This window comes from Streptococcus parasanguinis, assembly GCF_009717775.1.
GTDB lineage: Bacteria > Bacillota > Bacilli > Lactobacillales > Streptococcaceae > Streptococcus > Streptococcus parasanguinis_AG.
Genome location: NZ_WMZF01000001.1, coordinates 736242 through 750305 on the forward strand (window position 1 = coordinate 736242; position 14064 = coordinate 750305).

13 protein-coding genes are annotated in these 14064 nt (G+C 43.4%); 2 read left to right on the top strand and 11 right to left on the bottom strand.

All coding sequences use genetic code 11. The annotated features are described in order from the left end of the window. Window positions 1-49 precede the first annotated feature (49 nt). Window positions 50-643: a TipC family immunity protein gene (locus tag GMC92_RS03785; RefSeq protein WP_155199771.1), complete on the bottom strand. Its 594-nt coding sequence runs from the start codon at window positions 641-643 to the stop codon at window positions 50-52. Then, a complete protein-coding gene (gene recJ / locus GMC92_RS03790) occupies window positions 640-2865 on the bottom strand; it encodes a single-stranded-DNA-specific exonuclease RecJ (RefSeq protein ID WP_155199772.1) in 2226 nt (741 codons plus the stop codon). Before recJ ends, GMC92_RS03785 begins: the two co-directional genes overlap by 4 nt. Before the next feature lie 480 nt (window positions 2866-3345). Between recJ and GMC92_RS03795 the strand changes: the two genes are divergently transcribed. Continuing rightward, entirely contained in the window at window positions 3346-5151 is a 1806-nt protein-coding gene (locus tag GMC92_RS03795) for an Ig-like domain-containing protein (RefSeq protein WP_155199773.1), read from the top strand. Window positions 5152-5417: 266 nt separating this feature from the next. Here the strand turns inward: GMC92_RS03795 and GMC92_RS10830 are convergent, their stop codons facing one another. The 9 genes from GMC92_RS10830 to miaA form a co-directional block, all read right to left on the bottom strand. Then, complete coding sequence (locus GMC92_RS10830; RefSeq protein ID WP_241672882.1) at window positions 5418-6194, bottom strand: hypothetical protein; 777 nt, start codon at window positions 6192-6194, stop codon at window positions 5418-5420. A 123-nt stretch (window positions 6195-6317) separates the two neighbouring features. Next, entirely contained in the window at window positions 6318-7796 is a 1479-nt protein-coding gene (locus tag GMC92_RS03810; protein WP_241672883.1) for a hypothetical protein, read from the bottom strand. Between the two features lie 242 nt (window positions 7797-8038). Further along, complete coding sequence (locus GMC92_RS03815) at window positions 8039-8443, bottom strand: GNAT family N-acetyltransferase (protein WP_155199776.1); 405 nt, start codon at window positions 8441-8443, stop codon at window positions 8039-8041. Between the two features lies 1 nt (window position 8444). Further along, window positions 8445-9155 carry a class I SAM-dependent methyltransferase gene (locus GMC92_RS03820; RefSeq protein ID WP_155199777.1) on the bottom strand — a complete coding sequence of 237 codons (711 nt, stop codon included), beginning with the start codon at window positions 9153-9155 and terminating at the stop codon, window positions 8445-8447. 10 nt (window positions 9156-9165) lie between these two features. Beyond that, on the bottom strand, window positions 9166-9921 hold the full coding sequence (locus GMC92_RS03825; RefSeq protein ID WP_155199778.1) for an SDR family NAD(P)-dependent oxidoreductase: 756 nt from the start codon (window positions 9919-9921) through the stop codon (window positions 9166-9168). Between the two features lies 1 nt (window position 9922). Beyond that, window positions 9923-10852 (bottom strand): ribonuclease Z, encoded by a 930-nt coding sequence (gene rnz / locus GMC92_RS03830; RefSeq protein ID WP_003011107.1) that lies wholly within the window; start codon window positions 10850-10852, stop codon window positions 9923-9925. A gap of 3 nt (window positions 10853-10855) precedes the next feature. Further along, complete coding sequence (locus GMC92_RS03835) at window positions 10856-11485, bottom strand: cystathionine beta-lyase (RefSeq protein ID WP_049472331.1); 630 nt, start codon at window positions 11483-11485, stop codon at window positions 10856-10858. Next, the gene (gene hflX, locus GMC92_RS03840; RefSeq protein ID WP_070588854.1) at window positions 11469-12716 is read right to left on the bottom strand and encodes a GTPase HflX; all 1248 of its coding nucleotides are present in this window, start codon (window positions 12714-12716) and stop codon (window positions 11469-11471) included. The genes GMC92_RS03835 and hflX overlap by 17 nt, the downstream gene beginning before the upstream one ends. Beyond that, window positions 12709-13596 (bottom strand): tRNA (adenosine(37)-N6)-dimethylallyltransferase MiaA, encoded by an 888-nt coding sequence (gene miaA / locus GMC92_RS03845; RefSeq protein WP_155199779.1) that lies wholly within the window; start codon window positions 13594-13596, stop codon window positions 12709-12711. The genes hflX and miaA overlap by 8 nt, the downstream gene beginning before the upstream one ends. A gap of 83 nt (window positions 13597-13679) precedes the next feature. Between miaA and GMC92_RS03850 the strand changes: the two genes are divergently transcribed. Beyond that, complete coding sequence (locus GMC92_RS03850) at window positions 13680-13850, top strand: DUF3042 family protein (protein WP_003002781.1); 171 nt, start codon at window positions 13680-13682, stop codon at window positions 13848-13850. The last annotated feature ends 214 nt before the right edge of the window (window positions 13851-14064 follow it).

Genomic DNA, 14064 nt, shown 5'->3' on the forward strand with positions numbered 1-14064 from the left:
AAATCCCACATCCGAAAAATGATGTGGGATTGGATTCCAAAAAAACTTACTACTCTTCTATCAATTTGTTGTACTTGATTTTCATATCTCCCAAGTTTTTCAGGGAATAACGAGAGCTTCCATTTTTGAACCAGGTACCAAGAATATACTGCTCGGCAACTTTCTTACTTTGGTTTCGAAGCCACGTGCGGTCTTTGCCGTAGGTGGCAAGTTGTTCAAGGAGTTGTTGGCCCTCGTAGCTTGTTTCATCGATTGTTAGATAGAGGTCGGTTTGGTAAAAAATCTTTTTAGAGGCGTTATATTCAAATATCAGATTAACTGAGGTACTTTCATTTAATTTGTATTTGTACATATAGAACCAATCTGCAGTGCCTCTAAACATAGTAACAGCTAGATGCTCCTTTCCACCAACGATTTTATCAGAATAGGGAAAAGTCTGAAATCCTTCATCTTCCTTCCAAGGAGCTTCACTTCCGATTGTTTGAGTGTAGGACTTGACAATCATATTTCGCATCATCCCACCATTTTCAGAGTAAACAATCTCCTCCATGGGATTTTTTAGGCTTAGGTAGATTCCCAACCAATAAAGAGCAACAAGCAGGAAGGGAATTAGGCAGAGAGTAATTTTTAGGTGTTTTTTCATAAGGCCTGTCCTGTCAGATAGTCATAGATTTCACGAACCGTTCCAAGGGCCATCAACTCCTGTTCTTTCACAGTTTGTTTGAGTTTTTGGTAAATGCGACTTTCTGCGATTTCCCGTTTTTCTGCTTCTTTATTGACCTTCATGATGCCATTTTCAATGGTCACAAAGCCCAGCTCTCGGAAGATCTGGATCATTTTGACCAAGAGGATCTGCTGGATCTTGAGATAGGCCGCTAGGTCTTTCAGTTTGTAGCGGACATCAAACTCTGGGTATTGGTAAATAGTTTTATAGAGTTTGGCATACTGGTCCCTGCTCCCATACCCTGTCAGATAGTAGGCTTTGGCGATCTCATTTTTGAAATAGACAGCCTGGAAATCATGCTCTTGAAAAATTTGCCGTAAGGACTCTATATCCTCAGGGATATTTCCAACCACTACAGCGGAAGCACCCGCTAGATCTGGCAGGTCTTTTGTAAAATCAAGAACCGGAACACCTGCGGGGAGACTGGCAGTTTTGGAGCGGATATTAAAGAGCTGGACTCCGTCCACACGCGCATCAACCAGCATGAGCTGAAGGGTCGTTTGGCCATTCCATTGGTTGACTGACAATTGCACAGCTAACTCCAGGTCTTGCGCTTGGGCAAACTCCGCCTCTAAGCTCCCCAAGCCAAAGGCAACCACCTCAAAGGTCGCATCTTCTTGAGAAATTTTGAGTTTCAAGTGGGTATTGCTGGCACCCATCGAGCGCGCCCCTTCTACCTTGAAATTACGGACTAGAAAGACGGGCTTTTTATTGTCCATGCCAAAAGGACTCAAGCGCTCAAAGCTTTTCAGAGTTTCAAGCGTCAATTCTGTTAAAAGCAGTTCCTCGTCAATGGCTAAGCTTGACTTGCTGCTGAGATCTATCTCTTGCTCTCGAATGTAATCTGTCAGGGCCTGAGACAAGGCAGGTAGTTGGTCCACTTCGAGCGTCATCCCTGCTGCACCGGCATGTCCTCCAAAGGCGACAAAGAGCGACCGGTGAGGATCGAGAGCCTCAAAGATATTGACCGTCTCAGGACTCCGAGCGCTTCCTTTAGCTCGTCCATCCTCGATACTTAAAACAACAACCGGCTGGTGAAGTTCTTCTAAGAGACGACCGGCAACAATGCCAAGCACTCCCGGATTCCAGCCTTCTTTGGCCAAGACCTGGGCAGACAAGCTTGGGTCGACCATGGCTTTGGCTTCGTCGTAGATGCTTTGGACGATCTCTTTTCGTTCTTCATTCTTTTGATGAATCATGAGAGCAATCTCGTGCGCTTCTTCATCGTCAAAACCAGTCAGTAGTTCGATGGCTGGATTTGGGTCATCGAGGCGACCAAGGGCATTGAGACGAGGGGCGATCTGAAAGCCAATTGTTTCTTCATTGACATCCTCCGGACGAATCCCAGCGATCTCAAAGAGCTCTTGCAAGCCCATGCGCTGGGTATGTTGGAGAACCCCCAGGCCGTATTTGACCAGAATTCGATTTTCATCTGTCAGACTCACCATGTCAGCGATGGTCCCGATCGCGACCAAATCTAAAAGATCAACTGGTACTTCCTCTAGGAGGGCACAGGCCAACTTAAAGGCCACACCACAGCCTGCTAGATAATGGAAGGGATAAGCCGCATCTGGATGCTCCGGATGGATGATCGCATAAGCATCTGGCAAGACTTCCGGCATAGAGTGGTGGTCGGTCACGATAACATCCACTCCCATTGCCTGGGCCATGGCGATGGCTTGATTACCTGCCACGCCATTGTCCACCGTGACAATCAAAGAAATACCTTGCTGCTCGATAAAGTACTTGTAGACACTCTCGTTGGGTCCATAGCCGTCTGTGAAGCGGTTGGGTAGGTAGACTTGCACCTCTGCTCCCATCTGCTCCAAAGTTTCCTTCATAATAGAGGCCGAAGTCATCCCGTCCGCGTCATAGTCTCCATAGATGAAGATCTGCTCGTAATCTTCGATGGCCCGTCGAATGCGCTCCACTGCCTTGTCCATATCATGGAGCAAATAAGGGTCGTGAAGGTTCTCTAACTTGGGTTCTAAAAAGTCTTCTAAATCCTCTTTGGTCTGAATGCCACGCTCATACAGCAAGGTTGCTACGGATGCTTCCAGGCCTGCTTTTTTGGCAAGGGCTAAAAAGGCCTCATCTGCACTTGGCGAAGCTAACTGCCAATCGTATTTTGAAGTGATCATCTAGCTTTTGGTCTCCTCTTTTTCTTATCTGATTATTATATCATGAAAGCCAAAAATGGCGGGAAATAAACGGTCAGGTAGTGGTTGGAACAAAATGAACAATTTCCTATATTTTTGTTGCATTTAGCTTGACTTATGTCTATAAAAGCTTATAATATTGATGATAATAATCTTTTTTAAATATGCGATGGGATGATTATTCTGTTAAATTTATAACGTTTATTATCATTTTGACATTACGACGCTTGTCATTTCTCTTGTTTTTTCTATCTAAACAAACGTAGTTAGAGGGTTTGAGCTGATTTTATCGGTGGGTTTGTTTTCATTTATTACATTAAAGGTAGCAAACATTTCATCGATCTATCTCGATTGAGGCGACTGCTTTCATGGAGTAGAAATTGGAAGCCTTTCTGTTTTAGGACATATCACTATATAGAAAAACTTAGGAAAGGGCAGGCCGAAGAAAGGAAATGAGGCCAATTGAAATCTCTTTATAAAAAGATAGTTGCATTTGTAGCTATCATCGGCGTGGTAGCCTTGGGCTTGTCTGTGATCAAACCCGTAAGCGCGGCCACTGTTTCACCTACTGTTACCAATTTAAAGGCTCAGGCAAATGGACAAAAAGTTAACTTTTCATTTGACTGGGATTTAACTGGTAAATCAGTTAAAGAAGGCGATACGTTTACCATTGATGCTCCAGAAGGTGTCAATATCACTGAAGTTGCAACGCAATCACTCCAAGCAAATGGAGCTGAAGTCGCAACCATTTCGATGACAAACAAAAAGATTACTTTTACCTTTAAAAAAGCAATCGAATCCATGAACCAAAATGTGAAGGGTGGTTTCTCATACAAAGCAGAATGGGATAGCACACCAGGAAATCCTGGAAACAAAACAGCTACTTCAAAAGTTGGTTCCGAATCCGTTGTCATCACACGTCCTGATGGACCTGGCGTATTTGAATCTGTGTTGAACAAGTACAACCTTACAGGTGACTATGTAACTAAGCAATTCAAATTAGACGCATCTGAAAACTGGGCATGGATGAATGTTGGAGATGACTACTATCTAACAAAATGGTTCATCCGTATCAATGGAGATGGTAAGAAACAAGCCATCACAAACCCTGTTGTGTCAGATAAAATCCAAGCTCCAGCAGTCGATTACTCAAAAATCACTTTTGCTCCTGCTGCAAACCACGCTGCAAATGAATTCTTTGTGGGAACTTACTTAAAACCATCCTTCACTTTAAGAAAAGGTGGACAAGTAGTTGCTTCTGGTTGGGACTTCTGGAAACATGTGAAATTCGATGCAGATGGTAATGGATTTACCGTAAACTTATCAGATGTCAGTGATGTCTTTAAAACAGCATCTAGTGATGAATTGATCGTTGAATACCAAACTTTAATTCCTAAGACAACCATTCGCGTTGACAACAATGCTACATTGACAGCTGATGAAATCACAACACCTCAAACAGACCCAGCCTTCTGGAACAACACTGAATTGAAATACTGGGTGAGCGGTGACAAAACTGTCACTGTTCAAAAAGAATGGGTTGGTGATGAAGAGTCTGACCGTAAAGATATCACTGTTCAATTAGTAGCTGATGGTCAAAAATTAGACGGTCTGACGAAAACTCTAACAAAAGATTCTGGTTGGAAAGCTGATTTCACTAACTTACCTGGTATCAAAGACGGTAAGAAGATTGAGTACTCCGTAGTGGAAACCAACACTCCAGAAGGTTACACTTCTAAAGTTGAGAAAATTGATGAAGACAACGTAATTAAAGTAGTCAATACATCAAACAAACCAACTACAACAACCACTACGACTACTACAACTACGACTCAAGAGCCTACAACTACAACCACTACGACTGAAGAGCCTAAGACTACTTCAACTACAACTGAAGAGCCTAAGACTACTTCAACTACAACTGAAGAGCCTAAGACTACTTCAACTACAACACCTGAGACTCCTCCTACTACAACACCAGAGGAACCAGAAAATCATAATAGTAGTGAGGAAGATACAACAACCACTACGACTACAACTGTAGAACCTAAGACTTCTTCATCTACAACAGAAAATCCAAATAAACCTAGTCATTCTGGTACCACAACGACACCAAGTGCGCCAGGTTCAAATGGTGGAAACAATGGTGGACGTCGCAAATCGCTTCTTCCAAACACAGGTGAAGTTGTTGCATCTGGACTTGTCTTCTCCGGAATTCTTGTCTTAGCAGGTGCTGTTGGAATCAAACGGAAATTGACTGATAACTAATCGTATCATTAGGAACAGTCCTTACTTCTATCAACCCCCTAACGAAGAAACTTCTACTCTCATTCATAGAAGTTGAAACAAATAGAGAGAACCGAAAGGTTCTCTTTTTTAATCTGTTCTTCCTATAAATTAAATAGACTTCAGAGCTAATTTCCTTGTAAAATCTCAATCAAATATAAAGGAGCCAGACGTTAAGTCCTGGCTCCCTATAAAATACTGAATAATTAGATTGACCAACGTTCTAATCGGATACGTAGGATCTTTCTTTAGTTTTGGCTTTCTACTCTCTCTTTTTGATCTTCATAAAAAACAACTTTCCCATCTTTAACCTTGAATGAGTAACTGATGGAATCAGCATAACTGCCTTTGGAATAGTAGAAATCATAGGCACCATCCGGTAGTTTGCTAGCATCTAATCTTTTTGCAGCTGCTTTTAAGTCTTTTTCCTTAACGGATACACCATCCTTTATATAAATGGTCATAGTGATTAATTCTTGATCGATTAAGGTTTGAAAAGGGATTTGATAGTAACCAGCAAAGTCCTTTTTCCCTTCTTTGAGATTTTGACTTGCGATACTATCTAGAATTTGCTCCTTCTCATCACGGTTGGAGTTAGATAAAAAACCAAAGAAATTAATAGGAAGACCTAGAGATTGCTTCTTTAATTGACTCTCAATTTCCTTCTCCTTCTTTTGGACAGATTGCTGCTTCAAGTACGCTTCCTTATACTCTGGAAGATGGTCACTAGTTGTATCTGTCCAATCATTATGAAACACCGTATCCGTTTCTAATGTCACTGTTTGTCCATCATAGGTTTTCTCAGAGTAGGTATAAGACACATGATAGGTTGGGATTTCCAAAGCAGTCCAATCCAGTTTGTTTATGGTCACATCCCCATGCAGACCAACTTTAGCAAGCTCACTGCTGACTACTTCCTTCGCCTTTTTATAATCACTCGGTTTCATGATCTTACAACTGGAAAGAAGAAAGAAACAAAGAATAAGTGGAATTCCTGCGAATAGTTTGAAATAGTTGGGCTTCATAGCCTGACCTCCTTGCTAAATCCGACCTAATCGATTAATTTTTTACAGCAGTCATATCTGAACAACCTATGAACCGATTGAAAATTCTAATGATAATTGAGAAGTTCCTATTATATGACATGACTATTTTTGAACGACCCATTTTGCATCACCATAAACGATCGTAAATGGTCCATCCCCATCTGTTAAATAATTAATTTTATATTTACCCGACTCTCCTGCCTCAAGGACTGTTGGCTGTTTGTAATTTAAAGTATTATTCAGCATATAAGCAGATTTGCCATGGCCATCATAGAGATCTACATTTGTATAATCTGGAGTATTTTCAATACTGAGAGGTGTTGTATTCGATAGGGTGAATTCGACGATCAATCGATGTTGTTTTTTCCTTGTATCGATACGGTCTTGATCATCCTGAACATCCAAATTTGGATCGTCTGTTACACTATTCAGTGTAACTTCTAAGCCATTAGCAAATACAACTGGCTCTCCAATTGCATAACTTTTAACAGGATTTTTGGGATTAAAATTCTTTAATTTTTCTTTTATCTTTTGTCCGTCATTATTATTTCCAGATGGGATGGTCCAAAAGATATTATTCTCATCTTGCTTACCATACTGATTATCCCCCTTCATTTGCTGAGGGATTTGTAAGAGAATAGCCAAGTTTTTTAAATCAATTCGAACATCACCTTGATTTGTCACTTCCATTTCAACCGTGAATTCCGTAGGCGAAGTTTTACTATAAGCATAACCGGATAATGAGGTTGCCTCGAAATTTTTGTTAACTAACTGTTGTAAAACTGTTGAAAGCATGATATAGGAAATATGATCATCTCGATTTATTTCTTTTTCAGCATACCTTTGATGGAATTCATCGAGCCAATCATAGAAGGCTTGATTGAAATCTGACTCATTAGGATTTTTATAATATTTATTCCCTCTCGATAAAAGCTCTGGGAAGTAAGTTGGTGCCTGAATGCGAATGAATACTTTGTTTCCCTTAACTGCATAGCCCTTTAATTCATATTTTTTTCCAAAGCTCAATGCATTCGTCATGAGCTTCAAATACATGGGACCATATATTTTGAGGGGGTACTTCTCACCAAGATATTCCACATAAGTATTTGGATCAAAAGTACTACTGTTTTTTTCAATTTTAGGGATAATATAATCGTTCCAGAGTCGAGTATACATATCCTCTTGATTTTTTGCCCCATTGGCCTTGATTACTGTGTCTATTCCCCTTGGATCTACATAGACTCCTTCAACGACCTGCAAAGCTTTTTGAACTCTTCCTTCCTCAGATAGAGAGACTTCATTCGGTTGCTGTCCATATATTGAAATACCATCGCTATCATCTGACCTCATATATTGTGGAAGTTTTTCAAACGTTATGTATCTGATACTGTTCTTTGCATCCCAATCAAATGTTGCTGCAGGTCCTGTCTTGTCAAAATGAATGTTTTTTCGATCGATTTTCTTCTGTACTTCTTTATTCGAAGAACCTTGTTTTTCTACAGTTCCTTGTTTGCAGGCACTCAAACATACTGGTATAAGTACCGAACATAAGACAAGGCCCCATTTTATTTTCTTCTTCATTCCATCTCCTCCTAATCTCATCCTCATTTTACCATCAATCCCCCCTTTTGTCAGTCAAATAGATAAGAGGCTGGGACAAAAGTCCTAGCCTCTCAATTGTCTTTGGATTGTCGAGCAAGACGCAGTGGTTGAGTGGGCTCTACTACGCTGATTTCATCAGCTTTTACAGCCCTACTCAACTGTGCGGAGGTGGTACGACGAAATCGAATTCTTACGAATTACCGATTTCTGTCCCACTCTCTTTATTTCATATAGATCATCCCTGTACAGGATTGCTCGGAAAGTTCAACAAAGCCCAGGGATTGGTAAAAGGCTAGATTTTTCTCGCTACGTTCAGTGGCAAGGAGCCGTTGATAGACATTTGGGAAGGTCGCTAAAGCCTCTTTTAAAAGTTTCTTTCCAATGCCTTGGCGCTGGTGATCTGGTCTTACCAAAAGGTCCTGCACAAAAATAACCGAGTGGCCATCACCTACCAAGCGAATGTAGGCGACGAGCTCTTTCTCATCATAGACGGCCAACTGCCAGAGACTGGCTTTGACAGCTTCTTCTAGCATGGTTGGATTATTGGTATAATTGGTCCAACCGACCGAACTGTAAAGTGCGACTAGGTCTGTCATCGCTGGAATTTCTTTTTTAAAATCTAACATCTTAACTCCTTTTTAACCGATAGTGCTGGAAGAAGGCGATATCTCGGTAAGGGGACTCTTGGCAAACGGCCAGCTCCATCTTGAGCATAGACTCTCGCCAGCCTTCTTGGCCCTTGAAGCGATTGTCCTGCAAGGCATAAAAGACACGGATCCCTTGGTAGTCCTGAACTTCGAGGGCTAGATCGTCTACTGCTCTATCTAGATCATAGGCCTGTGCCAAACCCATGGAGTGAGTTTCCAAGTCCTGACCTGCTAAGAGATCAAGCGCCTTTTGAGTATCATTTTCAAAGACGACTGTCTGCAGAACGCGGCCAACCTCATTGTGCTTGACGATAGAGAGCAGGCCTCCTGGTTTCAAGAGACGAGTGAATGCCTTTAGAATCACCTTGCGATCCTCTACATACTCCAAGACATTATGGCAGAGGATGACATCAAAGCTGGCATCTTCAAAGCTCTCTATCTGGTCCAGACTCCCAACGAGTTGCTGGTAGGGATGGTCCTGGACCCGCAAGGTCACCATTTCCTCATTGGGTTCCACAGCAAGGACTTGATTGTCTTGCGCCAGGTGGTTGGCTACAAGGCCAAAACCACTGCCGAAATCAAGCACTCGCTTTCCCTTGATGTCCTGTAATTGTTCAAAAAGGATATCATAATAGATCTGTCCCCAGGGTTGCCGGAGGTTTTCTAAATAGGCTTGAATATTCGCGGCCATCGATCTCCTCCTATTTGAAATTGAACATCTTGCTAGCTAGCTTGTCCGAGATGCGTGGGAAAAGGGTATAGAGCTTGTGGGTCAGGTTCAAGAGCCAAGGCAGATTGAGCTCACGTTTTGCTTTTCCAAAGTTCTTCACGATCTTCTTGGCCACAAAGTCCGGTTCCAAAATATAGCGATCCACAGCTTTGACATAGCTTCCGTCTGGGTCTGCCTGATCAAAGAAAGTGGTCCGAATGGGGCCTGGATTGACCGTCGTCACATGGACACCAAAGGGCATGAGTTCTAGACGCAGGGCATTCGAGAAGCCAATAGCTGCAAACTTAGTCGCCGAATAAAGGCTGGATTTGGCAGTTGCAACGAGCCCCGCCATACTGACGATGTTGACGATGTGCCCCTTGCCTGCTGACTTCATGTGCGCACCAATTAAGCGCGAAAGCTGCATGAGGGCAAAGGTATTGACTTCAAACATTTTCTGCACCTGCCGGTCAGAAATGCGATCAAAAGCCTCAAAAATCCCATAGCCTGCGTTGTTGACCAAGATATCGATCTGCCCGTAGCGCTGATAGAGCTCTTCTACCAAATCTTGGACGGCTGAGGAATCAGTGATATCGATCCCGATGCATTCAGCTTGAGGATGACTAGCATAGAGTTGTTCCAGTTTTTCTTGATTTCTACCTAGAAGAATGAGCCGATCTTCAGGGAGGAGCTTGACCATTTCTTGGGCCAAGCCTCCACTTGCTCCTGTTATGAGAATGGTGCGCATCTTAGATCTCCACTTCTTCCAAATCTTTGACGACATAGACATTTTCAAAAATACTGGACGCATCCTTGCGCAATTGGCTGATGTCTTTTGATAAGAAGCGAGCACTGATGTGGTTGAGAAGAAGGCGCTTGGCCCCTGCTTCACGCGCTACTTCTGCCGCCTGCATATTGGTCGAGTGGCCGTGTTTCTTAGCAATCTTCTCATCGCCCTTGCCATAGGTGGACTCATGGACGAGGACATCCGCATTGACTCCAAGGCGGACGCTGGCATCAGTCTTTCTGGTATCTCCAAGGATCGTGATAATCTTACCAGGCCGAGGGGCTGAAATATAATCCGCTGCAATGATCTTAGTCCCATCTTCCAGGGTGACATCTTGGCCATTTTTGACCTGACCAAAGAGCGGTCCAAAGGGAACACCCGCTGCCTTCAGCTTATCTGCGTCCAGCGTCCCTTCGAGGTCTTTTTGCATGATCCGGTAACCCACACAGAAAATGGTGTGGTCCAAAGCCTCCGCATAAACCGTGAATTTATCAGTTTCTAAAATCTTACCTAGAGAATGTTCATCGAATTCATGAAAATGGATGCGGTAAGGCAGACGAGAGCCTGATACGCGAAGACTAGTCATCACAAAGGATTTGATCCCTACTGGTCCATAGATATCCAGATCCGTCTGCTCTTCATTGGCCTGAAAGGCCCGACTAGAGAGGAAACCTGGCAAACCAAAAATATGATCTCCGTGTAGGTGAGTAATAAAGATCTTGCTAACCTTTCGCGGACGAATAGTCGTTTCTAAAATTTGATTCTGTGTCGCTTCGCCACAATCAAAGAGCCAGACTTCATTGATCTCGTCCAGCAATTTGAGCGCTAGGCTCGATACATTACGGGCTTTTGAGGGTTGCCCAGCTCCCGTTCCTAAAAATTGAATGTCCATTGTCTACTTTCTATCTATATAAATCATGGCCGTCCGGTTCTCTGAACGGAAAGAAAGGTTGCCTGGGTAGGCTTGCGCTAGCTCGAGGAGCTCTTCTTGGTTATAACCCGACAGTTTCAAGCGTCCATCCTCCAAGGTCATCAAGTCAGTCAGAGCTGAGAGGGCTTCTGTTTTAGTGACCCCTTCTGGTTTAGCCTCTTGCAAGCAGATCTTGCCATCTTTTTCAAAGACCAAACAATGTGGAAAGATCTCTGCAATTTCGAATAAAATGGCGGGAGTGATAGCCTCTGCTGGATGTTCAGCAAAGACACAGGCTAGCTCTTCATTTACGTAAGCCAAGCCATAAGACTTACCCGACAAGTTGAGGCGAATAAAGGGCTTTCGTTCATCAAAGGTTTGCTGAACTGTGAATAAGTCAAATGCCCGGCTCAGGTCCAAGAAATAATCCATTGCCTCCTTGGGGCTCTTCTTTTGGTAGAGCTCTGCAAAATAGGCGTTGATCACACTTGGGGGAGGCGTAATCACACGGAGACGCAATTCCTCAGGGATCGTGCTTAAAAGATTGGTCAGATAGACCCGATCGAGGCTGGTATAGCCTCCATATTTTATTGCTAAATCAACGTAATCCGTCATAAAATTCTTCCAACTTCCACTTATTTTTCTCTGCGATATAGCCTTGAATGACCTCGACATCCTCTTCAAATTCGCGCTGGTCAATGATCGCAACCATTTCTAAATCATGTGTCCGATAAGATTTTGAAAAAGGAACCCGAATGGTAAAGGGAACAAAGAGTTCTCTCAGTTTTTCTAGAAGCAAAGCCTGGAGATCTTCACGGGCTGTCTCAGAGCGCGCTGAAATCAAGCTAAAAGGTGTCTGGGTTGGTGTAAAGTCTGCTACTTTATCTGCTTTGTTGTAAAGCGTCAAGCGAGGGATCTCCAGCATATCCAGGTCCTTTATGATCGAAAGTACCGTCTTTTCATGCTCTTCATGATTGGGATCAGACGCATCGATGACATGGACCAGGAGGTCCACATTCTTACTTTCTTCCAAGGTCGACTTAAAGCTCGATACTAGTTCTGTTGGTAGATCTTGGATAAAGCCAACCGTATCGGTCAGCGTCACTTGCAGATTGCCTGTTAAATGGATGCTCTTGGTTGTTGCGTCCAAGGTCGCAAAGAGTTCGTCGGCTTCATACTGGCTCTTACTGGTCAGCTGATTCATAATGGTCGACTTTCCTGCATTGGTATAGCCGATCAAACCAATCTTGAAAACAGGTGATTCCAAACGTTTTTCACGAAGGGTTTCCCGGTTCTTTTCAACTGCCTTGAGCTGGCGCTCGATATCGGTGATTTGATTGCGAACGCTCCGGCGGTTCAACTCCAACTGACTTTCCCCTGGTCCACGAGAACCAATTCCCCCAGCTTGACGGCTGAGCATGATCCCTTGACCGACAAGGCGTGGCAAGAGGTATTTGAGCTGGGCCAAGTGCACCTGCAACTTGCCTTCATGACTCCTAGCTCGCATAGCAAAGATATCTAAAATCAACTGCATCCGATCAATGACCTTGACCCCAAGGATTTCTTCTAAGTTGACATTTTGACGCGGGGTCAAGCGGTTATTGACCACCACGGTCGTAATCTCATCTGCTTCGACCATTTGAGCGATTTCTTCGAGTTTTCCTGAGCCGACAAAGGTCTTGGTATCGTATTTCTCCCGCTTTTGTGTGTAGGAGCCCCTAACATCTCCACCAGCTGTTTTAGCCAGGCTCGCCAACTCCTCCATTGACATGTCAAAATTGTCCATGCCTTGAAGTTCCACACCGACCAAAAGGATGCGTTCTTGTTTTTTTTCTGTTTCAATCATGCTGTAAAAACTCCTTTACATCTGCAAGAACCTGCTCCTTGAAGTGGGGGGCAGAAATGGCGTAAAAGGTCACTTCCATTCGATTTCGAAACCAGGTCAGCTGGCGTTTGGCAAAGCGCCGCGTATTGCGCTTGAGGATCTCACTGGCTTCCGCAAGGCTCTGCTCTCCCTTAAAGTAAGGAAAGAGTTCCTTGTAACCAATCCCTTTAGCTGCCTGAACCTCCGGATGGTCATCATAGAGCCAACGGGCTTCATCCAGCAAGCCTTCCTCTAGCATGCGATCAACCCTGCGATTGATACGATCATAGATCAAGGACCGTTCATCATCTAGACAGATGAAATAGGGTTCATAATCGGTCTCTTCGTTTGCGAGGTCCTGCCCAAAATGCGCAATTTCAAGAGCCCGCATGGCCCGACGGCGATTGAGCTGAGGAATCACAAGTCCTTGCTCCGCTACTCTTTGGTACAAGTCTTCATCCGACAGCACGTCCAATTGAGCGCGATAGGCCAGAATCTCTTCATGAGGAACTTCACCACCTAGATGATAACCTTCGAGCAGACTTTGGATGTAAAGACCCGTCCCACCTGCAATGATAGGAAGCTTACCTCGGGCTGTGATCTCTTCAATCGCAGTCTTGGCTTCTCTTACAAAATCAAAAGCTGAGTAAGACTCGGTCACCTCCCGCACATTGATCAAATGATGGGGAGCTGCAGCTTGCTCTTCTGGTGTCGCCTTGGCTGTTCCAATATCCAGCTTGCGATAGACTTGTTGACTATCGCCACTGATAATTTCACCATTGAGGGCTTGCGCCAAATCGATCGCAAGAGCTGTTTTTCCAACAGCAGTCGGTCCCACAATCACAATTATCTTGGTTTTCATCGTTTTTCCTTGCAAAATTCACGTTTTTTCGTTACCATATATTATAACATAAATATTTAAAGTTCAGAAAAGGAGAAATTCTCATGGCTAAAGGATTTGGTAAAGGTTTTGTTACTGGTGTTGCTGGTACAGTTGCTGCTGTCGCAGGTGCAGTTTACACATTCAAGAAAAAAGTAATCGAGCCAGAAGAACAAAAAGCAGCTTTCATCGAAGAAAACCGCAAAAAAGCAGCACGTCGCCGTGTCTCACACTAATCATTCAAAAAGCTCCGGGCAACCGGGGCTTTTTTTGTATCTGTTAGTTGCTTTTACATTTTAATAAGTCAGTCGAAATATCCAATGAATTAGTCAAGTAATCCCACAATTCTCTATGTCATCATTTACATATTTTTCTTTCCGCAGTGACAAAAGTACCTGAAACAGGAGCTGTTTCAGGTACTCGGAATTATTGAGACCCTAGGCTCAATAA

Bases quoted from the DNA above. Each gene is read 5' to 3' on its own strand.
- GMC92_RS03785 (WP_155199771.1), bottom strand. From the start codon at position 643: ATGAAAAAACACCTAAAAATTACTCTCTGCCTAATTCCCTTCCTGCTT.
- recJ (WP_155199772.1), bottom strand. From the start codon at position 2,865: ATGATCACTTCAAAATACGATTGGCAGTTAGCTTCGCCAAGTGCAGAT.
- GMC92_RS10830 (WP_241672882.1), bottom strand. From the start codon at position 6,194: ATGAAGCCCAACTATTTCAAACTATTCGCAGGAATTCCACTTATTCTT.
- GMC92_RS03810 (WP_241672883.1), bottom strand. From the start codon at position 7,796: ATGAAGAAGAAAATAAAATGGGGCCTTGTCTTATGTTCGGTACTTATA.
- GMC92_RS03815 (WP_155199776.1), bottom strand. From the start codon at position 8,443: ATGTTAGATTTTAAAAAAGAAATTCCAGCGATGACAGACCTAGTCGCA.
- GMC92_RS03820 (WP_155199777.1), bottom strand. From the start codon at position 9,155: ATGGCCGCGAATATTCAAGCCTATTTAGAAAACCTCCGGCAACCCTGG.
- GMC92_RS03825 (WP_155199778.1), bottom strand. From the start codon at position 9,921: ATGCGCACCATTCTCATAACAGGAGCAAGTGGAGGCTTGGCCCAAGAA.
- rnz (WP_003011107.1), bottom strand. From the start codon at position 10,852: ATGGACATTCAATTTTTAGGAACGGGAGCTGGGCAACCCTCAAAAGCC.
- GMC92_RS03835 (WP_049472331.1), bottom strand. From the start codon at position 11,485: ATGACGGATTACGTTGATTTAGCAATAAAATATGGAGGCTATACCAGC.
- hflX (WP_070588854.1), bottom strand. From the start codon at position 12,716: ATGATTGAAACAGAAAAAAAACAAGAACGCATCCTTTTGGTCGGTGTG.
- miaA (WP_155199779.1), bottom strand. From the start codon at position 13,596: ATGAAAACCAAGATAATTGTGATTGTGGGACCGACTGCTGTTGGAAAA.
- GMC92_RS03850 (WP_003002781.1), top strand. From the start codon at position 13,680: ATGGCTAAAGGATTTGGTAAAGGTTTTGTTACTGGTGTTGCTGGTACA.